The 21,720-nt window shown below is 67.5% G+C and carries 18 protein-coding genes; 10 read left to right on the top strand and 8 right to left on the bottom strand.

Annotated features, from left to right (window positions below):
* The first annotated feature begins 14 nt into the window (after positions 1 to 14).
* The 5 genes from ACWDTI_RS08085 (at position 15) to ACWDTI_RS08065 (ending at position 6,324) form a co-directional block, all read left to right on the top strand.
* A complete protein-coding gene (locus ACWDTI_RS08085; RefSeq protein WP_449737547.1) occupies positions 15 to 1,265 on the top strand; it encodes a DUF885 domain-containing protein in 1,251 nt (416 codons plus the stop codon).
* A 41-nt stretch (positions 1,266 to 1,306) separates the two neighbouring features.
* Entirely contained in the window at positions 1,307 to 2,584 is a 1,278-nt protein-coding gene (glyA, locus tag ACWDTI_RS08080; protein ID WP_449737739.1) for a serine hydroxymethyltransferase, read from the top strand.
* A gap of 70 nt (positions 2,585 to 2,654) precedes the next feature.
* Complete coding sequence (locus ACWDTI_RS08075; protein ID WP_449737546.1) at positions 2,655 to 3,527, top strand: acyl-ACP desaturase; 873 nt, start codon at positions 2,655 to 2,657, stop codon at positions 3,525 to 3,527.
* A gap of 272 nt (positions 3,528 to 3,799) precedes the next feature.
* Positions 3,800 to 5,104 carry a PhoH family protein gene (locus ACWDTI_RS08070; RefSeq protein WP_449737545.1) on the top strand — a complete coding sequence of 435 codons (1,305 nt, stop codon included), beginning with the start codon at positions 3,800 to 3,802 and terminating at the stop codon, positions 5,102 to 5,104.
* A 215-nt stretch (positions 5,105 to 5,319) separates the two neighbouring features.
* Positions 5,320 to 6,324: a L,D-transpeptidase family protein gene (locus ACWDTI_RS08065; protein WP_449737544.1), complete on the top strand. Its 1,005-nt coding sequence runs from the start codon at positions 5,320 to 5,322 to the stop codon at positions 6,322 to 6,324.
* A gap of 94 nt (positions 6,325 to 6,418) precedes the next feature.
* On the opposite strand, the gene ACWDTI_RS08060 is transcribed toward ACWDTI_RS08065, so the two are convergent.
* A complete protein-coding gene (locus ACWDTI_RS08060; protein WP_449737543.1) occupies positions 6,419 to 7,810 on the bottom strand; it encodes an NAD(P)/FAD-dependent oxidoreductase in 1,392 nt (463 codons plus the stop codon).
* Between the two features lie 136 nt (positions 7,811 to 7,946).
* On the opposite strand from ACWDTI_RS08060, the gene ACWDTI_RS08055 reads away from it, so the two are divergent.
* From ACWDTI_RS08055 to ACWDTI_RS08040, 4 genes are read left to right on the top strand one after another with little or no spacing between them, the layout of a single operon-like run.
* The gene (locus tag ACWDTI_RS08055; RefSeq protein ID WP_449737542.1) at positions 7,947 to 9,596 is read left to right on the top strand and encodes an amidohydrolase; all 1,650 of its coding nucleotides are present in this window, start codon (positions 7,947 to 7,949) and stop codon (positions 9,594 to 9,596) included.
* Positions 9,597 to 10,712 (top strand): ABC transporter ATP-binding protein, encoded by a 1,116-nt coding sequence (locus ACWDTI_RS08050; RefSeq protein ID WP_449737541.1) that lies wholly within the window; start codon positions 9,597 to 9,599, stop codon positions 10,710 to 10,712. It begins immediately after the preceding gene.
* On the top strand, positions 10,709 to 11,884 hold the full coding sequence (locus ACWDTI_RS08045) for a polyamine ABC transporter substrate-binding protein (protein ID WP_449737540.1): 1,176 nt from the start codon (positions 10,709 to 10,711) through the stop codon (positions 11,882 to 11,884). Before ACWDTI_RS08050 ends, ACWDTI_RS08045 begins: the two co-directional genes overlap by 4 nt.
* Positions 11,881 to 13,737: an ABC transporter permease subunit gene (locus ACWDTI_RS08040; RefSeq protein ID WP_449737539.1), complete on the top strand. Its 1,857-nt coding sequence runs from the start codon at positions 11,881 to 11,883 to the stop codon at positions 13,735 to 13,737. The genes ACWDTI_RS08045 and ACWDTI_RS08040 overlap by 4 nt, the downstream gene beginning before the upstream one ends.
* Before the next feature lie 13 nt (positions 13,738 to 13,750).
* Here ACWDTI_RS08040 and ACWDTI_RS08035 read toward each other — a convergent pair whose 3' ends face one another.
* The 4 genes from ACWDTI_RS08035 to glpX form a co-directional block, all read right to left on the bottom strand.
* A complete protein-coding gene (locus ACWDTI_RS08035; protein ID WP_449737538.1) occupies positions 13,751 to 14,440 on the bottom strand; it encodes a PIG-L deacetylase family protein in 690 nt (229 codons plus the stop codon).
* Between the two features lie 5 nt (positions 14,441 to 14,445).
* Positions 14,446 to 15,846: a class II fumarate hydratase gene (locus tag ACWDTI_RS08030; protein ID WP_449737537.1), complete on the bottom strand. Its 1,401-nt coding sequence runs from the start codon at positions 15,844 to 15,846 to the stop codon at positions 14,446 to 14,448.
* A gap of 139 nt (positions 15,847 to 15,985) precedes the next feature.
* Entirely contained in the window at positions 15,986 to 17,686 is a 1,701-nt protein-coding gene (locus tag ACWDTI_RS08025; protein ID WP_449737536.1) for a fumarate hydratase, read from the bottom strand.
* Positions 17,687 to 17,761: 75 nt separating this feature from the next.
* Positions 17,762 to 18,754, bottom strand: a complete 993-nt coding sequence (glpX, locus tag ACWDTI_RS08020) for a class II fructose-bisphosphatase (RefSeq protein WP_449737535.1) — start codon at positions 18,752 to 18,754, stop codon at positions 17,762 to 17,764.
* Between the two features lie 138 nt (positions 18,755 to 18,892).
* Here glpX and ACWDTI_RS08015 point away from each other — a divergent pair, with 138 nt between their 5' ends.
* A complete protein-coding gene (locus tag ACWDTI_RS08015) occupies positions 18,893 to 19,459 on the top strand; it encodes a DUF4245 domain-containing protein (RefSeq protein WP_449737534.1) in 567 nt (188 codons plus the stop codon).
* An 11-nt stretch (positions 19,460 to 19,470) separates the two neighbouring features.
* Here the strand turns inward: ACWDTI_RS08015 and ACWDTI_RS08010 are convergent, their stop codons facing one another.
* From ACWDTI_RS08010 to ACWDTI_RS08000, 3 genes are read right to left on the bottom strand one after another with little or no spacing between them, the layout of a single operon-like run.
* Entirely contained in the window at positions 19,471 to 19,707 is a 237-nt protein-coding gene (locus ACWDTI_RS08010; RefSeq protein ID WP_449737533.1) for an exodeoxyribonuclease VII small subunit, read from the bottom strand.
* Positions 19,704 to 20,957: an exodeoxyribonuclease VII large subunit gene (xseA, locus tag ACWDTI_RS08005; protein ID WP_449737532.1), complete on the bottom strand. Its 1,254-nt coding sequence runs from the start codon at positions 20,955 to 20,957 to the stop codon at positions 19,704 to 19,706. The genes ACWDTI_RS08010 and xseA overlap by 4 nt, the downstream gene beginning before the upstream one ends.
* The gene (locus ACWDTI_RS08000; RefSeq protein WP_449737531.1) at positions 20,954 to 21,640 is read right to left on the bottom strand and encodes a lipid droplet-associated protein; all 687 of its coding nucleotides are present in this window, start codon (positions 21,638 to 21,640) and stop codon (positions 20,954 to 20,956) included. Before ACWDTI_RS08000 ends, xseA begins: the two co-directional genes overlap by 4 nt.
* Positions 21,641 to 21,720 lie beyond the last annotated feature (80 nt).

Genomic DNA, 21,720 nt, shown 5'->3' with positions numbered 1-21,720 from the left:
TACCGTGCACAACCATGACCTCGACTCCGATGTCCCCGGTGGTCGCCGACTACCTGCGCCTGGGACTGGCTTTCGATCGACTCGAAGAAGGTTTTGTCGACGCGTTCACCGGAGACCCCCAGCTGCGCGCCGAGGTGGCGAACGCTCCGGCACCCGAGCCGAGCGAGTTGGCCGATCGGGCGCGCGGACTGCGCGGCGAGCTGCCCGCCGATCTCCCCGCGCCGCGGGCGGCGTTCGTCGAGTCCCACCTCGCCGCCCTCGAGTGCTCGGCGCGGAAATTCGCCGGCGAACAGATCGGTTTCGTCGACGAGGTGAAGGCCTACTTCGACGTCGACATCGCGATGAACGACGACGACGGCTACCGCGATGCGCACGCGGCACTGGCCGCCGAACTCGGTGTGCCCGGTGCCTCGGGGAGCGCCCTGGCCGACGCCTACGCCGCGCACAAACGTGCCGACGAGATCCCGGCCGACCGCGTCGACGAGTGTGTCCGCGCCTTCGCCAGTGCGCTGCGGGATCGGGTGCGGGACACATATCCGTTGCCGGACAACGAGATCGTCGAGTTCGAGGTCGTCGGCGACAAACCGTGGTCCGGCTTCAACTACTACCTCGGCGGCTACCGTTCCACCGTCGCCATCAACACCGATCTGACGCAGTACATGTCGTCTCTGCCGCACCTGATCGCGCACGAGGCCTATCCCGGGCATCACACCGAACACTGCCGCAAGGAACAGATCCTGGTCGGCGGCGGGCAGGCCGAGCAGACCATCTTCCTGGTCAACACGCCGCAATGCCTGATGGCCGAGGGGCTCGCCGATCATGCGCTGCATGCGGCCATGGGCCCCGACTGGGGGCGGTGGGCCCAGGAGATCTACGCCGACCTCGGACTGCGTTTCGACGGGGAGCGCGCCCAGCGGATCTCGCGGGCATCGGCGGGTCTGCTCGGCGTGCGCCAGGACGCGGCGCTGCTGCTTCACGACCGTGGGGCAGACCAGGATTCGGTGGCAGAGTTCCTGCAGCGCTGGCTGCTGACGCCACCGGAACGGGCCCGCCAGATGCTGCGGTTCCTCACCTCACCGTTGTGGCGGGCCTACATCTCCACCTACGTCGAGGGTTACCGGCTGCTGGGGGAGTGGCTGGATCTCGCGCCGGCGCACGACCGGCTCGCGCGGTTCGGTCGCCTGCTCGACGAACCACTGACCCCCGCGCAGCTGAGAGCCGAAATCCTCGCCGTCGGACCCGGCTCATACACTGGTCAGCCATGAGCCAGAATTCGGAATCCGCCAATTCGATGTCCGTCAATTCGATGTCACTGGCCGATCTCGACCCGGACGTCGCCGCGGCGATGAACGGCGAACTGAGTCGGCAGCGCGACACCCTCGAGATGATCGCGTCGGAGAACTTCGTCCCGCGCGCCGTGCTGCAGGCGCAGGGCAGTGTGCTGACCAACAAGTACGCCGAGGGATATCCCGGCCGTCGCTACTACGGCGGCTGCGAATACGTCGACGTCGTGGAGGACATCGCGCGTGACCGCGCGAAGGAACTCTTCGGTGCCGACTTCGCCAACGTGCAGCCGCACTCCGGCGCACAGGCCAACGCCGCGGTCCTGATGGCGCTGATGAATCCCGGCGAGAAGATGCTCGGCCTCGACCTCGCGCACGGCGGTCACCTCACCCACGGCATGCGGCTGAACTTCTCCGGCAAGCTCTACGAGATCGAGTCCTACGGCGTCAGCAAAGAGGACTTCCGCATCGACATGGACGAGGTCCGCAAGATCGCCCTGGCCGGCCGGCCGAAGGTGATCTGCGCGGGCTGGTCAGCGTACCCGCGGACGCTGGACTTCGAGGCGTTCCGGTCGATCGCCGACGAGGTGGGCGCCTACCTCTGGACCGACATGGCGCACTTCGCCGGACTCGTGGCCGCCGACCTGCACCCGTCGCCCGTGCCGTACTCCGACGTGGTGTCCACCACCGTGCACAAGACGCTGGGTGGCCCGCGTTCGGGCATGATCCTGGCCCGCCAGGAGTGGGCCAAGAAGCTGAACTCGGCGGTCTTCCCCGGACAGCAGGGTGGACCGCTGATGCACGCCATCGCCGGCAAAGCCGTCGCGCTCAAGATCGCCGGCTCCGACGAGTTCGCCGATCGCCAGCGCCGCACCCTGTCCGGCGCCAAGATCCTCGCCGACCGGCTGACCGGGGCCGACGTGGAGAAGGCCGGTGTGTCGGTGCTCACCGGCGGGACCGACGTGCACCTGGTGCTCGTCGACCTGCGCAACAGCCAACTCGACGGCCAGCAGGCCGAGGACCTGCTGCATCAGGTCGGCATCACCGTCAACCGCAACGCCGTACCGTTCGACCCGCGTCCGCCGATGGTCACCTCGGGCCTGCGGATCGGCACCCCCGCGCTGGCCACCCGCGGGTTCGGCGACGAGCAGTTCACCGAGGTCGCCGACATCATCGGCACCGCACTCGCCGCCGGCACCGACGCCGACGTGTCGGCGCTGCGCGCCCGCGTGTCGTCGCTCGCGCTGGACTTCCCGCTCTACGACGGTCTCGAGCACTGGGGGCTGATGAGCCGGGCCTAACGCGGGCCCAGCGCTTGTCGCCGGCACCCGGATTTCCCACACCCATGCCTGGTTCTCTATCCTTTTCCCGATGAACGCATTGACCGAGGACGAGCTGATCATCGCGCTGGAGAAGGCGCTCCCGGAGATCGCCGAGGACCATCAGGCATCGGCACTCGCCTGGAACCCACACGATTGGGTGCCGTGGGATCTGGGCCGCAACTTCGCGTTCCTCGGCGGTGAGGACTGGGAGCCGTCGCAGCAGACGATCTCCGACGAGGCGCGTGCCGGGGTGCTGGCCCTGCTGCTCACCAAGGACAATCTGCCGTCGTATCACCGCGTCATCGCCCAACACTTCCCGGCGTTCTCCGACTGGCGGCAGCTGGTGGGTGTGTGGACCGCCGAGGACAACCGGCATGCGATCGTGCTGCGCGACTACCTCGTCGTGACCCGCGCGATCGACCCGGTCGATGCCGAGGAGCGTCGCCGCATCCACGTGACCGCCGGCTACCGGCAGCACGAAGCTGCGGTCGCCGAACTCAGCCCGCTCGACACCCTCGCACTGATGGCGGTGCACGAGAACCAATGCGTCGGGTTCATCGAGAAACTCCGTGAGGCCACCACCGACGACGTGTTCATCCAGATCCTCGCGAAGATCTCGGCGGATGATGCGCTGCAGGCCGCCACGTTCGGCGCGTTTCTCAACGCGGGACTGGTCGCCGACCCCGAGGGCACGGTGCTGGCCGTCGATCGGGCGCTTGTGCGACTTGTCACAGAATCCATCGGTTTCGACATCGCCGACTTCGATGCCGAGCGTTCGCTGATCGCCGGGTACGAGAGCGACGACACCCGCGCAGCGATTGCGGCGAAGCTCGCTGACCAGCTGAAACTCGACACGGTACAGGGTCTCGGGGACGAGGCGGAGGCCGCGCGGACACGGATCCTCGCCGCCGCGCGTCGCTGACTCGCACACCTCGCGGCAACCTGCGTTAACCCATAATTCACGCCGACACACCCCTTTCCGGCGAGCCGGATGGGGCGTGTCGGCGTACGTTGACCAGTGACGGGCCGCGGGGAAGCGGTTCGTCCGGGAGGTTCGATTCGTGGTGTTAACCAGCAACGCGAGAGGGCCGGCCCCGGTCCTCGTCCACCTCGGCTGACCAGCCGGGACGGGCAAGAACCAGCCGGTCGTCGCAACTGGTTTGTGCGGGTGCCGCACAAACGTAGGAGCCCTACGTGACCACACGCACCTACGTCCTCGACACCTCTGTGCTGCTGTCCGATCCCTGGGCGGTCATGCGCTTCGCCGAACATCATGTGGTGCTACCGCTGGTGGTCATCAGCGAGCTCGAGGGCAAACGTCATCACCACGAACTCGGCTGGTTCGCGCGTGAGGCGTTGCGGATGCTCGACGATCTGCGTCTCGAGCACGGCCGACTCGACCAGCCCCTGTCCATCGGTGACGAGGGCGGCACCCTGCAGGTCGAGTTGAATCACACGGACCCGGCGGTGCTGCCGGCGGGCTTCCGGACCGACACCAACGATTCTCGAATCCTCGCCTGCGCGTTGAACCTTCGTGCCGAGGGCAACGATGTGACCCTGGTGTCCAAGGACACCCCGCTGCGCGTCAAGGCCGGCGCCGTCGGTCTGGATGCCGACGAGTATCACGCCCAGGACGTCGTCGTCTCCGGCTGGTCGGGCATGACCGAGCTGGACGTCGAGACCTCGACCATCGACGCGTTGTTCGCCGAGGGTGTCGTGGATCTCGACGCGGCACGAGAGTTGCCGTGCCACACCGGCATTCGGCTTCTCGGCCACGGCTCGAGTGCCCTGGGCAGGGTCAATCAGGACAAACGTGTGCAATTGGTCCGGGGTGATCGGGAGGCCTTCGGTCTGCACGGTCGGTCGGCGGAACAGCGTGTGGCACTTGATCTTCTGCTCGACGACAGTGTCGGCATCGTATCGCTGGGCGGCAAGGCGGGCACCGGCAAATCGGCCCTCGCACTCTGTGCCGGGCTCGAGGCCGTCCTCGAAAGGCGCACGCAGCGTAAGGTTGTCGTCTTTCGCCCGCTGTATGCCGTTGGCGGACAACAACTCGGCTACCTGCCCGGTGGCGAGGCCGAGAAGATGGGTCCGTGGGCGCAGGCCGTGTTCGACACCCTCGAAGGTCTGGCGTCGCCCGAGGTGATCGAAGAGGTGTTGAGCCGTGGAATGCTGGAAGTGTTGCCGCTCACGCACATTCGCGGTCGGTCGCTGCACGATTCGTTCGTGATCGTCGACGAGGCGCAGTCGCTGGAGCGCAACGTGCTGCTGACGGTGTTGTCGCGACTGGGTGCCGGTTCCCGCGTCGTCCTCACCCACGACGTCGCGCAGCGCGACAACCTGCGCGTCGGGCGGCACGACGGTGTGGCCGCGGTCATCGAGAAACTCAAGGGCCATCCGCTGTTCGCCCATGTGACGCTGACCCGCAGCGAGCGGTCGCCGATCGCCGCGCTGGTCACCGAGATGCTCGAGGAGTTCGCGCCGGGAGTCGCGTACTGAATCTTTTGTGTCGAGTGGGCGCTGAATTTCGTCGAGTGGGCGCCCCGCCGGTCAGGCGGGGCGCCTTCTCGTTGGATGGGGACGCACACACGACGGTCGGGACGCCGGTGTGCACCGCGAGTTGCGGATTGGTGACCTGATCCTGACCATCACGTGATTCATGCACTCTTGCGCTTTGGCACACTGGTGTGGTGCAGAAGTTACTGATGAGGCGAATGAGGTTATTGGGACTACTGGTGATTGCGGTGCTGGCCGCTGTCGTGGGTGGTGCCGGGACGGCGTCGGCTGCTCCCACCACAACCACCCCGGCCGCCCCGTCGACGACCACCACACCGTCGACGACCTCGTCGTTTCCGGCAACGGGCATCCCGCTGCTCGACACTCTGCTGAACACGCTGGCCGGAAACTCGAGTGGTCCGGGCGGTTCGGCGGGATCGTCGGGAGGTGACACGAGCCAGATGATCGTGGTCACCGCACCCAAGGCGGCCGACACCACGGCCACCCTGACCGCATTCGAGCGGGGGTCGGATGGCACGTGGAAGCCGGTGATCGGCCCCACCAAGGCGTTCCTCGGTTCGTTGGGGATGGGCGAGCCCAAGGACAACGTCTACCGCACACCGTCCGGGACGTTCGGACTCGACAAGGCCTTCGGCCGTCTGCCCAATCCCGGAACCAAGATGCCGTACACCAAGGTGGACCGGCAGGACTGGTGGGATTCGAACATGCGCTCGCCCACCTACAACGAGTTGGTGCGGCAGCCGAAGAGCCCCGGTGGTGACAGCGAGAACCTGTACGACGCCGGACCGGTCTACGACTACGCCGTCAACATCGCGCACAATCCGCAGCGCATCCCCGGCAAGGCGTCGGCGATGTTCCTGCACGTCACCAACAATCAGCCGACACAGGGGTGTGTCGCCATCGACAAGGAACTGATGCGCAAGGTCCTCGTCTGGCTGGACCCGGCCAAGCACCCCAAGATCGCGATCGGCGTGAATCAGGCCGCACCGCAATCGGGTATGGCCCCGACGAGTCCCGCCCCGACGAGTCCCACACCGTCGAGCCCGGGAACCTCGACCACGCCTCCGGCCACGACGTCACCCGGCGGCGCGGGCCTGCTGTCGGGTCTGTCGAGCATCCCGGGTGCCGACTCGCTGACGCAACTCCTGAAGCAGTTGGTCGGTCTGGTGCCGGCGCTGCTGGGTGCCGGCAACGCGAGTTAGCCGCCGGCGCAAGGCTTGTTTCGAAAGGAACGGGGATCGTGCATCGTGCCGGTCCCCGTTTCTGCTGTCCGGGTCCGTGCCGATCCGCCGCGGGCTACTCGCGCCCCGAGACCGCGTCGGCGATCCGGGCGATGGCGTCGGTGCTCGACGACGCCTTTGCCAACTCGCGCTTGTCGGCGGTGCGGTAGGCGGCATACATCGTGGCCACACCCACGTAGCGCAGCGGCTCGGGCTCCCACCCGCGGGCGCGGTGGCCGACCCAGGGGAGTTCGGTGAGATCGGTGCGGTCGCCGAGTACGAGATCGCACAGTGTGCGTCCGGCGACGTTGGTGGTGGTCAGGCCGGAGCCCACGTAGCCGGATGCCGAGCCGATGCCCGTCGTCGGGTCGTGGCAGATCGATGCCGACCAGTCGCGATGCACGCCGAGGACGCCACACCAGGCGTGCGCGATCGGTACGTCGTGCGTGGCGGGAAAACGTTCGTGGAGGGCTTTGACGAGAGCGTCGGCGGTGCGTGGCTGGGTGGCGCCGTGATCGTCGATCGCCGAGCCGTAGCGGTACGGCACGCCGCGACCGCCGAGGGCGATGCGGCCGTCGGCGGTGCGTTGCGCATACGTGTAGGCGTGCGCCATCTCGCCGAGCAGTTCGCAGCCGTCCCAGCCGATCTCGGACCAGACGTCCTCGGGTAGCGGCTCGGTGACGATCATCGACGAGTTGAGTGGCAGGAGCTGCCGGCGCCGGCCGGGTAGCGTCGCGCCGAAACCTTCCAGGCAGACGAGGACGGTCTCCGCGGTGACACGGCCCCGATCGGTGACCACTCGCCGCGGCGCGATGTCGAGCACGGTGGTCTGCTCGTAGATCGTGACGCCGGAGCGCTCGACGGCATCGGCGACACCGCGGGCCAGCTTGGCGGGGTGCACCCGCGCACACTGTGGTGAATACATCGCGCCCACCATGTCCGCGACCTCGATGCGACGGCGGGATTCCTTGCCCGACAACAGAACCCAGTCGTCGGCGCCCATCTCGTGCTCATGGTCGACGGCCCGGGACAGCCGCTCGAACTGAGCGGGACAGCGGGCGACGTGCAGGACCCCGGACTTGACCGCGTCACAGTCGATGCCCTCCTCGCCGATGCGGTCGAGGACCTCGTCGACCCCGGCGCGCATCGTCGCGGTGAGCCGGCGGTTCGCGTCGAGGCCGTCCCGCCCCCGGTTCGCGGCGATCTCGGCGTAGGTCGCCCGATTCCCGGCGACCTCGGCCGAGAGCCACCCGCCGTTGCGGCCGGATGCGCCGAAACCACAGAACTCCTTCTCGATGATCGCGATGGACGCATCGGGGCGCGCCCGCCGCAGGTAGTACGCCGCCCACAGCCCGGTCAGTCCGCCGCCGACGATCGCGATGTCGACGGCCCGGTCGCCGGGCAGTGGCGATCGGTGCGTGATGGGTGGAATCGAGTGGTGCCAGAACGAGACGTGGCCGTTGAGCATGCCGACACGCTACCTGGCGACATGTTGCACACGCATTAAGAATCAGTTGTTTGGGTGGCGAAGACCTGCTGAATCAGTCATGATTCATTCGATCTGCAACGAAAAGCGTATTTGGTGAGGGGATAGCTCGACGGTGGTGAGTGAGTTGCCGACCACCGTGTTCCATTCGGGACCGGTGTTCGACGGCCGACGTGTGGTGCAGCGGGATCTCGCGGTCGGTGTGCATGCGGGCCGTATCGTCGCGATGGGGACGTTGTCTGACGTGGCCGAACGGCTGCCGGGGGCCGAGTCCTTCGACCTCGCCGGCCGCCTTCTGCATCCGGGTTTCACCGACGCGCACATCCACGCGCTGAGCGCGGGTGTCGACCGCAACGCCTGCGACCTCACCGCGACACACAGTGCCACCGACGCGCTGGGCGCGGTGGCGGCTTACGCGGCGAGCACCGAGGCCGACTGGATCGTCGGGTCGGGATGGTCGATGAGCCACTTCCCGGGCGGCTGCCCCACCGCGGCGGCACTCGACGCCGCAGTGGCTGACCGGCCGGCGTACCTCCTCAATCGCGACCACCACGGGGCCTGGGTGAACAGCCGGGCGCTGGCGCTGGCCGGGATCACCGCCGACACTCCCGACCCCGCCGACGGCCGCATCGAACGCGATTCCGACGGGCGACCGACGGGAACGCTGCACGAAGGGGCGATGGACCTCGTCGGCCGGCTGGTCCCGCCGGCGACGGTCGACGAGCAGCTCGCCGGATTGGCGACGGCCCAGAGCTACCTGCACTCGCTGGGCATCACCGGCTGGCAGGAGGCCATCGTCGGCGACTACCCGGGGATGGCCGACCTCGCGCCCTGCTACGAGAAATTCGAGGCCGATGGGCACCTGACCGCCCAGGTCGTCGGTGCCTCGTGGCTTCCGCGACCGACAAAGCCGGCCGATGTCGCCGACACCGTCGCCGAGTTCCTGGCACGGAAGGACGCCACGTCGGGGCGGCGCTGGAGCATGAACTCCGTCAAGATCATGGTCGACGGGGTGGTGGAGAACCGCACTGCTCTGCTCGACGAGCCCTACTGCGGCCAATGCCGTTGTGCGCCGCCCGATCACGGGTTGTCCTACTTCGACCCGGAGGTGCTGACCGCGGCCGTGACCGCCTGCGACTCGGCCGGTCTGGACATCCATTTCCATGCGATCGGCGATGGTGCGGTGCGCGTCGCGCTCGACGCGGTCGAGCAGGCCCGCATCGCCAATGGCATCACCTCCGGCCGGCACCACATCGCGCACCTGCAACTCGTGCGGCCCGACGACGTGCCGCGGTTCGCGCGTCTCGGGGTGGGTGTCAACATGCAGGCCCTGTGGGCGTGCAACGACGAGCAGATGGTCGACCTCGTCCATCCGGCCATCGGCGCCGACCGGTACCGCTGGCACTACCCGTTCGCGTCGCTGGCGGCCACCGGCGCCCGGCTGGCGATGGGCAGCGACTGGCCGGTGTCGACTCCCGATCCGTGGCAGGCGATCTCGGTGGCGGTCAACCGCACCCCGCCGGGCGAGGACACCGAACCCCTGCTGCCGCACGAGGCCCTCGATCCGGCCACCGCGCTGTCGGCGTACACGCGCGGGTCGGCGTGGCTCAACCGTCGCCGCGGTGCCGGCGCCATCCGCATCGGTGCGGCCGCCGATCTGGTTGTCGCCGACCGCAATCCCTTCCACCAACCGCCGGACTCCCTGTGGGAGACCGGCACCGACATGACCGTCGCCGACGGCGTGATCGTCCATGAAAGGAATCGATAGATGACCATCACGGAGCCGACCTCCACCGCCCCGGCGGGGACCGCCGTCCGGGGTGCCGTCACCCTCGCATCGGTGACCAAGGTGTACGACAACGGACATGTCGCGGTCACCGGAATCGACCTGGAGGTCGCGGCCGGCGAGTTCGTCTCGCTGCTCGGCCCGTCCGGCTGCGGCAAGACCACGCTGCTGCGCATGCTCGCCGGATTCGAGCGGCCCACCGAGGGCGACATCCTGCTCGACGGCGAGTCGATCATCGACGTGCCACCGGAACGCCGGCCGGTCAACACCGTCTTCCAGTCCTACGCCCTGTTCCCGCACATGACCGTGGCGCAGAACGTGGGATTCGGTCTGCGCCAACGGAAAGTCGCGAAGAACGAGATCGGGGAGCGGGTCGCCGAAGCCCTCGAGATGGTGCAGATGTCGCGATTCGCCGACCGCAAGCCGGCCACGCTGTCCGGCGGTCAGCAACAGCGCGTGGCACTCGCGCGGGCCCTGTCCAACCGGCCCGACGTCCTTCTGCTCGACGAGCCGATGAGCGCGCTCGACCGCAAACTGCGCGAGGAGATGCAGATCGAACTCAAACTCCTGCAGAAGGATCTGGGCACCACCTTCATCTTCGTGACGCACGATCAGGAGGAGGCCCTCTCGATGAGCGATCGGATCGTGGTGATGAGCGAAGGCCACATCGCCCAGATCGGTGAGGGCCGGGACATCTACGCCGCGCCGGTCGACCGCTTCGTCGCCGACTTCATCGGGAAGCAGACCTTTTTCGCGGTCACCGGCGGTGTCGTCGACGGCCGTATCCAGACGACCGACGGTGCGTTCAAGACCGCGTCCGGCGTCGACGGACTCACCGGGGACCTCGTCGTCGCCGTGCGTCCGGAGTCGATCTGGTTCGCCGAGAACGACTCCGACGTCACGACCGCCGACAACGTGCTGTCCGGTATCGCGGAAGGGGTCTCATTCCTCGGTGACCTGACGCAGGTGGTGGTGACCACCGACGCCGGTACCGAGGTCCTGGTGCGCGGTGCCACCCGCAACTTCCCGCCGTTGACCGAAGGGCAGCGGGTCAGCTGCACCTTCGCCGCCGGCGACACACAGGTGTTCGCGAAATGACCCATCGCCACAACGACACCGGGCTGGTCCGTGCCCTCGCGCCGCATGCGTCGGTGCGCCGGATCAGTCGTCGCAGCTTCCTCGCGGGCATCGGCGTCGTCGCCGCCGGCGCCGCCGTGTCGGCCTGTACACCGGATCGGTCGGTCGCGCCGTCGGCGCCGCTGACCGACAGCATCGAAGACCGTCTCAACTACTACAGTTGGGGCGATTACGAGAACCCCGACGACCTCGATGCGATCAAGTCCAAGTACGGGTTCCGGCTGCAGGTCGACTCCTACGGTTCCAACGAGGAGATGATCGCGAAACTCGCCGCGGCGCGAGGCACGTCCGGCTACGACGTCGTGGTGCCCACCGGCGTGTACATCCCGCAGATGGTGGAGCACAACTTGCTCGACGAACTCGACCACTCGAAGGTCCCGAACCTCGCCAACCTCGAGGAGCGGTTCTTCAACCCGTCATGGAACCCCAACTCCCGGCACGGCGCGGCAAAGGACTGGGGCACAACGGGTTACATGTACGACAAGACGGTCATCAAGGGAAACCCCACCTCGTGGGGGGACTTTGTCACCCTCGCCGAGGGTCCCGCCCGCGGCAAGGTCAGTGTCCTCGAGGATCCGTGGGAGGTGCTGTCGATCGCCATGGGTGCGCTGCACCTCGACCCGAACTCCACCAATCCCGACGATCTCGCCGCGGGCCGGGACCTGTTGCTGAACCAGCTGGCCCCGACCATCAAGGGCTACAACTCGTCGATCACGACGGTGGTGGCGGGCGGCGGCTTCACGTTGCTGCAGGCCTGGAACGGGGACGCACGGCTGGCCTTGATGAACGAATCCGATCCGGACAAGTGGGGTTTCGTGTATCCGACACCCACCGCCAACCTCTGGACGGACAACTTCGCGATCGTGCACGGCACCCAGCATCCGGGCGCGGCGCACGCGTTCATCAACGAGATGCTCGACCCGGAGATCTCGTTCAACGAGATGCAGTACATCGGCTACCAGACCGGTGTCAAAGGCATGGTCGAGAAGGGCAAGGCGGCGAATCTGCCATTCCCCGAACTGTTGTTCCCACCCGATGAGGTGGTCGCCCGGTTGAAGGTGGCGGCCATCGACGACGCCACCCAGCAACGAACCGAGATCGTCAACGAGATGCAGGCGAGGAGCGCACAATGACCACCGTCGTATCCCCGCCGAGAGATCCGGCGCCCGAGGTGCACCGCGTACCGACCCCGAAACCCCCGCTGCGGCAACGACTGTTCGGCGTCGGCGGCCTCACGTTCCCGGCGTGGGCCTATGTGGTGTTCTTCTTCGCGATCCCGCTGGCACTGGTCCTCTGGTACAGCTTCGGGTACAAGCCGGACCAGTTCACCACGTATGCGACCGACCAGCTGAGTCTCGGCCGCTACGGCGAGGCCCTGGGCTCGCAGTACCGGTCGACATTCTGGAACACGCTCGGCATCGCCACCACGGGGGTCGTGCTCGCGCTGATCGTGAGCATTCCCTTCGCGTACTGGCTTGCGGTGAAGGCGAAACCGAGCCGCCGAGGGCTCTACATCGCGCTGTTGATGGTGCCGTTCTGGACCAACTTCCTGGTGCGCACGATCGGCTGGCAGATCACGCTCGCGCCGAGCGGGTGGCTGTCCAAGCTCATCCAGTTCTTCGGTGGCGGCGAACTCGAGCTGCTGTTCACCCGCACCGCCGTGCAGATCGGCGTGGTCTACAACTATCTGCCGCTGATGATCCTGCCGCTGTTCGTCGCGATGGACCGGGCCGGACTGTCCCTGCGGGAAGCGAGCCGCGACCTCGGCGCCAACCGATGGACCACGTTCTTCCGGATCACCCTGCCGCTCGCCTCGCCGGGCATCGTGTCGGGCTGTCTGCTGGTGTTCATCCCGTTGATGGGCGACTACGTCACACCCGAGGTGCTCGGCGGGGCGAAGGGCACGATGGCCGGGCAGATGATCGCGAGCCAGTTCCAGACCGCCCAGAACTGGGCGCTGGGCAGTGCGATGACGGTGAGTCTGATGCTCTTGGTGCTGCTGTGTGTGGCGATCGTCGCGCTGGTCGTCAAGGGCATCGCCACCTGGCTGGATCGCGGTGTGTTCAACGTCCCGATGCCCGCGGCGTCGGCTCGTGCCGAACGTCTGCCGAGTCTGCCCCGCCTGACGATGAAGCGATCCCGCAGCACCCGCGACTGGTACACGATCGCGTTGAAGGTGTGGTCGGTGGTGGTCTACGCCTTCCTGTTCCTGCCGATCGCGGTGATCATCGTGTACTCGTTCAACACCGGAAAGGTGTTGGCGGCGTTCCAGGGATTCGGGTTCACCCCGTACTCCGACGCGATCACCAACGACACCATCGTGCAGTCGGTCAAGGTCTCGCTGGAGGTCGCGGTGCTCTCGGCGATCCTGTCCACGATCCTCGGATCGCTGGCCGGCATCGCCTTGGGCATCAAACGCAAACGGTCGTGGTGGGGTATCGGCCTGGTCGCGCTGCTGACCGTCACCCTGGTGACGCCGGACATCGCGAACGCGATCGCGTTCCTGCCGTGGTTCGTCACGCTCGGCGTCGACTGGAATCTGTTGCCGTTCAACATCGGTCTGGTGCGGTTGGTGGTCGCGCACGCCGCGGTCTCGATGGTGGTGGTGACCTTCATCGTGCGGGCACGGGTGATGTCACTCGATCCCGCGCTGGAGGAAGCCGCTGCCGACCTGTACGCGAAACCGTTCGCACGCCTGCGGCACGTCATCCTGCCGACCGCCATGCCCGGCATCATCGCGGGTTTCCTGCTGGCCTTCACCTTCAGTCTCGACGATGTGGTGATCTCGAGCTTCGTGCAACAGCCGGGCTACACCCCGTGGCCGGTCTACATCTTCTCGACGGTGCGGATCGCGCTGAAACCCGAGATCGCCGCGATGTCCACCCTGATGCTGTTGCTGACCCTGGTCGCGCTCGGCATCACCGGCCTGATCCTGCGGCGCACGGGTGAGGACAGCACGTCGATCGCCAAGATGATGGGGTCCTGACCGGGGCGTCCGGTCAGGACGGGCCGCGCCGCAACGCGAAGCCGACGGCAGGTACGCCGCCGAAATCGTCGCGCGGCGCGGTCGTCATCTCCACCTGGCGTCGCGCCTGATCGACGACCGGGGTGGCCGGATCGAGCACCGACAGGTAGTTCTCGTGGGCGGCAAGTGATTTCACCGCAGACTCGATCTGATCCGTGACCTCGACGGCGTGCGTCGCCCCGGGGCCGTTCTCGAAGAGCCATCGTGGACGCGTGGCCGGGTCGAGTGAATCGTAGGCATTGCGCACGGCCGCGGCGAACTCGATGTGATCGGGCTGATTGGGGTGGCCCGGTGCCCACTCCGGGCCCCCGTACAGCGAGAGGATCACCTGTGGTGCAACGCGGTTGACCGTCTCGGCGATCTTCGCCCGCAGCTCCGGGGTATCGCGGATCGCGCTGTCCGGAAAGCCCCAGAACTCCACCTCATCGACCCCGACGATCGCCGCCGAGGCTCGTTGCTCCGACTCGCGCAGCGGCCCGGCCCGTGACGGGTCCATGCCCTCGATGCCGGCCTCACCGCTCGACGCCAGGGCATAGACGACGCGCTTGCCCTCACCGGTCCAGCGGGCCACGGCGGCCGCCATGCCGTACTCCGGATCGTCGGGATGCGCGACGAGCGCAAGGGCGGTGCGCCAGTCGGCGGGGAACTCGAGCAGTGCCGGCATGGCGGTCAGCGCTTGTGGTCGAGGTTGGCCATCTTCAGCACATCGAGACGTTTGTCGAGCTCGGCCTCGGACAGCCTGTCGCCGATCAGGCCGCGGTCGATCACGGTCTGCCGAATCGTCTTGTGTTCCTTGAGTGCCTGCTTGGCGACGGCGGCGGCCTCTTCATAGCCGATCGCGCTGTTGAGCGGTGTGACGATCGACGGTGAACTCTCGGCCAGTGTGCGCAGACGTTCCTCGTTCGCGGTGAGTCCGGCGATACACCGGTCGGCGAACAGCCGGGACACGTTGGCCAGCAACTTGAGTGACTCGAGGACGTTGCGCGCCATCATCGGGATGTACACGTTCAACTCGAACGCGCCGTTGCCACCACCCCACGTGACGGCCGCGTCGTTGCCGATGACCTGGGCGGCGACCTGCGTGACCGCTTCGGGCAGTACCGGATTCACCTTGCCGGGCATGATGGAGCTGCCCGGCTGCAGGTCGGGCAGATGGAGTTCGCCGAGGCCGGTGAGCGGACCCGACCCCATCCAGCGGATGTCGTTGGCGATCTTCGTCAGCGACACCGCAACGGTTTTCAGTTGACCCGACAGCTCGACCAGACCGTCGCGCGCCGCCTGGGCCTCGAAGTTGTTCTCGGCCAACGACAACGCATGCACGTCGGTGAGTCTGACCAGCTCGGCGACGACCATGGTGCCGAAGCTGTCGGGGGCGTTGAGCCCGGTGCCCACGGCGGTGCCGCCGATCGGCAGTTCGCCGACGCGGGGCAGGGTGGCGGTGATGCGCTCGATACCGGCCTGCACCTGCCGGGCGTACCCGCCGAACTCCTGGCCCAGTGTCACCGGCACCGCGTCCATCAGATGGGTGCGGCCGCTCTTCACCACGTCCCGCCACTGTGTTGCCTTGTCCAGCAACACAAGCCGCAAGTGGTCGAGAGCCGGGATGAGATCGGTGACCGCCGCCTCGGTGGCCGCGACATGGGTTGCGGTGGGGAAGGTGTCGTTCGACGACTGCGACATGTTGACGTGATCGTTGGGGTGGACCTCCACGCCGTTGTTCTTCGCGATCGACGCGATGACCTCGTTGGCATTCATGTTGGAGCTGGTGCCCGAACCGGTCTGGAACACGTCGATCGGGAACTGGTCGTCGTGCTGCCCGTCGGCGATCTCGGTGGCGGCCGCGATGATCGCGTCGGCCTTGTCGGCGTCGAGCAGTCCGAGGTCCTTGTTCACCTGGGCGCACGCGGCTTTCAGCAGACCCATCGCCCGGATCTGGGTGCGCTCGAGCGGCCGGTGCGAGATCGGGAAGTTCTCCACCGCCCGCTGGGTCTGCGCCCGCCACAGCGCGTCGACGGGCACCTTGACCTCGCCCATCGTGTCGTGTTCGATGCGGTACTGCTGTTCGCTCATGTGCGCTGCGCCTCCGGCTCCGTCGATGGAGATAGGTAATCCTTACTCCACCGTACTGCGTCGGGGTGGTCGCACAGTGTGAGATCTGCCGCCCCGACGCAGCCGCCAGGTGTGAAGCGCTCGGTTTCGAGCCGAGGACTCAGTTCTCGCGCGACCGGATTCGCACCCCACCCAGCGGAACCGTCACGGCGCCACCGGGATCGGTGAAGAAGTCGTTGCCCTTGTCGTCGACGACGATGAACGCGGGGAAGTTCTCCACCTCGATCTTCCAGACCGCCTCCATACCGAGTTCGGGGTATTCGATGACCTCCTGGCTCTTGATGCAGTCCTGCGCCAGTCGCGCCGCCGGCCCACCGATCGATCCCAGGTAGAAGCCGCCGTGGCTGTCACAGGCCTGCGTGACCTGCTTGGACCGGTTGCCCTTGGCGAGCATGACCATCGACCCGCCGGCCGCCTGGAACTGCTCGACGTAGCTGTCCATCCGGCCGGCCGTCGTGGGGCCGAAGGAGCCGGACGCCATGCCCTCGGGGGTCTTGGCCGGCCCGGCGTAGTACACGGGGTGATCACGCAGGTAGTCGGGCATCGGCTCGCCCGCGTCGAGACGCTCCTTGATCTTGGCGTGCGCGATGTCCCGCGCCACGACCAGCGGACCGGTCAGCGACAGGCGCGTCTTGACCGGGTGCCTCGAGAGTTCGGCCAGGATCTCGGGCATCGGGCGGTTCAGGTCGATGTCGACGACCGCACCGCCCTCGATGTCCTCGGCCACTCCCGCATCCGGCATGTAGTGCGCCGGGTCGGTCTCGAGTTGCTCGAGGAACACGCCGTCGGCGGTGATCTTGCCGAGCGCCTGGCGGTCCGCCGAACAGGAGACGGCGATGGCGACCGGGCAGGATGCGCCGTGGCGGGGGAGCCGCACGACGCGGACGTCGTGGCAGAAGTACTTGCCGCCGAACTGCGCACCGATCCCGAACGACTGGGTCAGCTTGAAGACCTCTTCCTCGAGTTCGGTGTCCCGGAAGCCGTGTGCGGACATCGATCCCTCGGTCGGCAAGGTGTCGAGGTAGTGCGCGGACGCGTATTTGGCTGTCTTCAAAGCGAATTCGGCCGAGGTGCCGCCGATGACCACCGCCAGGTGGTACGGCGGGCAGGCCGCGGTGCCCAGCGAGCGGATCTTCTCGTCGAGAAACTCCAAGAGCCGCTTGGGATTCAGGATCGCCTTGGTCTCCTGGTAGAGGAACGACTTGTTCGCCGAACCACCGCCCTTGGCCATGAACAGGAACTTGTACTCCGGACCCTTCGGGCCCTGCTGCGTCGAGTAGATCTCCACCTGCGCAGGCAGATTCGTGCCGGTGTTCTTCTCGTCGTACGTCGTCAGCGGGGCCAGCTGTGAGTACCGCAGGTTGAGCTTGGTGTAGGCGTCGTACACGCCGCGGGAGATCCACTCGCCGTCGTCGGCGCCGGTCAGCACGCCCTCGGACTTCTTGCCCATGACGATCGCGGTGCCGGTGTCCTGGCACATCGGCAGCACACCGCCCGCGGAGATGTTGACGTTCTTGAGCAGATCGAGGGCGACGAAGCGGTCGTTGCCCGACGACTCGGGGTCGTCGATGATCTTCCGCAGCTGGGCGAGATGCGCCGGCCGCAGATAGTGGCTGATGTCGTGCATCGCCTCTGCGGTCAGCTTCTGCAGGGCTTCGGGGGCGACCTTCAGGAAGGTCTGGCCGTCGACGGTGAAGGTCGACACACCTTCGGTGGTGATCAGGCGGTAGGGGGTCTCGTCGGCGCCGGAGGGCAGCAGGTCGGCATAGCGGAACTCCGGAGCGGGGGCTGTTTCGCTCACCCGTGAATCGTATCGTGGCCGGTCAGCGAGCCGACCGGCCACCCGCACGGACGGCTGCCGTGCGGGTGCCTTGTGTCAGATGTCGAGGCGGGCGTACTCACGCAGCTTGGACGTCTGGTGCACGGCCTCGATACGGCGAATCGTGCCCGACTTCGAGCGCATCACCAGCGAGCGGGTCGTCGCGCCGTTGGGGCGGTAGGTGACACCGCGCAGCATGTCGCCGTTGGTCACGCCGGTGGCGCAGAAGAAGGAGTTCTCGCCACTCACCAGATCCTCGTTGGTCAGGACCCGGCTGAGGTCGTGCCCGGCGTCGATGGCCTTCTGCCGTTCCTGGTCGTTGCGCGGCCACAGCTTGCCCTGGATCTCGCCGCCCATGCACTTCATGGCGACGGCGCTGATGATGCCTTCCGGGGTGCCGCCGACACCCATCAGGATGTCCACCGAGCTGTAGTCACCGGCGGCCGCGATCGAGCCCGCCACGTCACCGTCGGAGATGAGGCGGATCTTCGCGCCGGCCTTGCGGATGTCGGCGATCAGGTCGGCGTGCCGGGGACGGTCGAGGACGACGACCGTCAGGTCGGCGATGTCGATGCCCTTGGCCTTCGCGACCGAGTTGATGTTCCACTCCACCGACTCCTCGATGTTGATCGCACCCTTGGCCTCGGGGCCCACCGCGATCTTGTCCATGTAGAAGACGGCGCTGGGGTCATACATCGAGCCGCGCTCGCTGACCGCGATGACCGCGATGGAGTTGGGGCGGCCCTCGGCCATCAGGGTGGTTCCGTCGATCGGGTCCACGGCGACGTCGACTTCCGGTCCGACGCCGTTGCCGACCTCCTCGCCGTTGAACAGCATGGGCGCCTCGTCCTTCTCACCCTCGCCGATCACCACCACGCCGCGCATCGAGACCGTGGACAGCAGTTCACGCATCGCATCCACGGCGGCTCCGTCCCCGCCCTTCTTGTCGCCCCGGCCGACCCAGCGGCCGGCGGCCAGCGCCGCGGCCTCGGTAACACGAACGAGCTCCATCGCGAGGTTGCGATCGGGGGCCTGCTGGGATGGGGACATATCGGACTCCTCGGCGTGGCGGCGGTGACAAAGGGGCCAGGTGGCTCGCGTCTCGTCCATCCTTGCATGTCACACCGACCACGAGGGCGACAACCCCGCACGGATCTGCCGCCCGCCGGAACTGGAATACTGGCGCCCATGGCCGCCAAACCACGTATTCTGCACAGCTCCAAGGACATGATCTGGTCCCTGGTGCCGTTGCTGATCATCTGCGCGTTCGTGGCCATCGCGTCCGGCAACTGTTCGGTGGGTCTGACCGGGCAGGCCTCCGACGACAAGACGCCGGCGTTCGAGGTGAACGCCGCGCTGGCCGCCGACGCACGTGACCTGCCGTTCCCGATCCGCCGGCCGGCCACGCCGGACGGCTGGAAGCCGAACTCGGGATCCACCCAGCCCGTCGGCGGGACCCGCGTCAGCAACGTCGGCTGGATCACCGATGTCGGCGCATACATCCAGCTCAGCCAGACCAACGCCACCGAGGAGGATCTCGTCGTCAACCTCGGTGAGGGCGAGGCGCTCGGCGCCGGGACCCGGCAGGTGGGCGGTCACGAGTGGGTGGTCTACACGACCCCCGACGGCAAGAAATTCTGGATCACCGATCTCGGCGACGTCCGCATCGCGGTGCTGTCCCGTGGCCCGGACGACGACATGGAGAAGTTGGCGACGGCGGTGCTGGCGCAGCAGCCGCTACCCGGGCGCGCGTGATCGGAGGACGGTCAGCCCTCGGCCTCGTCTGAGTCGTCCCGCTCGGCGAGAACCGCCTCGATCCGGGCCCGTGCGCCGTCGAGGTGTTCGTCGCAGCGCGCCGCGAGCGCTTCACCGCGCTCCCACAGCGCCAGCGAATGGTCGAGGTCCAGGCCGCCGCGCTCGAGGGTCGCGACGACGTCGATCAACTCGTCGCGGGCCTGTTCGTACCCCAGCTCGGCCACCGGGGTGCGGTCGTCGATGCTCACGTGCGCTCTCCTTCGGTCACCTGGGCGTGGGTTGCGCCGTCGGACACCCTGATGCGCACGTGGGTGCCGGGCGGCATGTCGCCGGTTGTCGACACCACGTGCCGATCACCGTCGAGTCGCTGCACGACCGCGTAGCCGCGCGCGAGCGTCTGTGCCGGTCCGAGGGTGTCGAGGCGCGCCGCGAGGTGTTCGCTGCGGCGGTGCTCGGCGTCGACCAGACGGGTGACGTCCCGACGGATGTCGGTGCGCATCCGCGCGATCGTGTCGGCGCGCGTGTCGATCAGCGTCATCGGCCGGGCGAGCACGGGTCGCTGCCGAATCCCGTCGAGCCGGTGCTCCTCGCGGTGCACCCACTGGCGTAACGCCTGCGCGCTGCGATGTCGCAGGGTGGTGATCGCCGCCCGTTCGGCGGCCACATCCGGGACCACCCGCTTGGCCGCGTCGGTCGGGGTGGCGGCGCGGACATCGGCGACCAGGTCGAGCAGCGGGGTGTCGGGTTCGTGGCCGATCGCACTGATCACCGGCGTCCGGCACGCCGACACCGCGCGCAGGAGTGCCTCGTCGGAGAACGGCAGCAGGTCCTCGACGCTGCCGCCGCCACGGGCGATGATGATGACCTCCACCTCGGGGTGTCTGTCGAGGTCGGCGAGATGGGTCAGGATGCGGCCGACTGCGGTCGGGCCCTGCACCGGTGAGTCCCGGATCTCGAACCGCACGGCCGACCAGCGTGTGCCGGCCACCGACACCACGTCCCGCCCGGCCGCGCTGGCGCGCCCGGTGATGAGCCCGATCGCCTTGGGCAGGAACGGAAGTGGCAGCTTCCGGCGGCGATCGAACAGGCCTTCGGCGGCGAGCAACTGACGCAGGCGCTCGATCCGCACCAGCAGCTCGCCGATGCCGACCGGCCGAATGTCGCTGACCTTCAACGAGATCGTGCCGCGCGGGGCGTAGAAATCCGGTCGTCCGAGCACCACGACCCGACTGCCCTCGGACAGCGGCACCTCGCCGCGGAACAACAGATCCGGGTTGCAGGTCACCGAGATGGAGATGTCGGCGGCGGGGTCGCGCAGCGTCAGAAACGCGGTGCGCGTACCGGGTCGCGCATTGAGCTGGGCGATCTGACCCTCGACCCAGATCTGCCCCAGCCGAGCGATCCAGTTCTGGATCTTGAGGTTCACCGAGCGCACCGGCCACGGGTGCTCGGCGGAGTTCGGCTGCCCGGCCGAATCGGCCTGCGACGCGGGTGTCACGTGGACGTCGGGCGCTTGGTGTGTGAGGCGATGCGGTTGTCGATCATCGTGACGAACGGAGCCCGGGACTTGGTGGCCTTCTCGTATGCGGCAAGGTCCTCGAGCTCGGGCAGGCTGACCGTCCGGAGCTTGGCACGCAGTTGTGCGAGCGTCAGGTTGTCGTACTCGAGATACTCGACGATCTCCGGAACCGATCCATTGACCGGGACCTCCGGCGGGCCGGCGGGGCCGTCGGAGGTGACGAGATTCTGCGGCGGCGCGCTGTACAGCGCGAAGCGGCCGGCGGACGTGTCCGGTGCCTCGGTGTCGGTCGGCTCCGTGGGTCCGACCGGCGCCGCCTTCGTGGCCGGGCGGGGCTTTGCCGGCGCGGGTGCCGATGGTGCCGACGGTGTGGCGCGGCTCTCGATCGGGGTGCGTGACGCCTCGGCGTCGATCGAGTCGTCCTCGTCGAATCGAGCCCACTCGGGCTGCTCGGAGGGACGATCGAACAGCATCTCGAGGGCGGCGTCACCCTTGATGGCCAGTTCGGCGATGCTCTGTTGCATGCGCATGCCGGCCTGCAGCGTCTGGCTGACCGCGGTCATGGGCAGCGTGATCATCAAGGCGGGTAGCTTCCTGGTCTCCTCGATCGCGGTGACGACGAGGCCTGCGGCGATACGGGCCGGATAGGGTGCGCGAACCATGCCCATACTCTGCCACCACCCGGCGGTGGTGTGACAACGAGGCATTCCTCTCGATCGGCCGTCATTCCGTACCCTGGACA

Source organism: Gordonia sp. NPDC003424 (assembly GCF_053588655.1).
The sequence above is the reverse complement of the archived record's forward strand: the minus strand, read 5'-3'. Positions and strand labels throughout refer to the sequence as shown.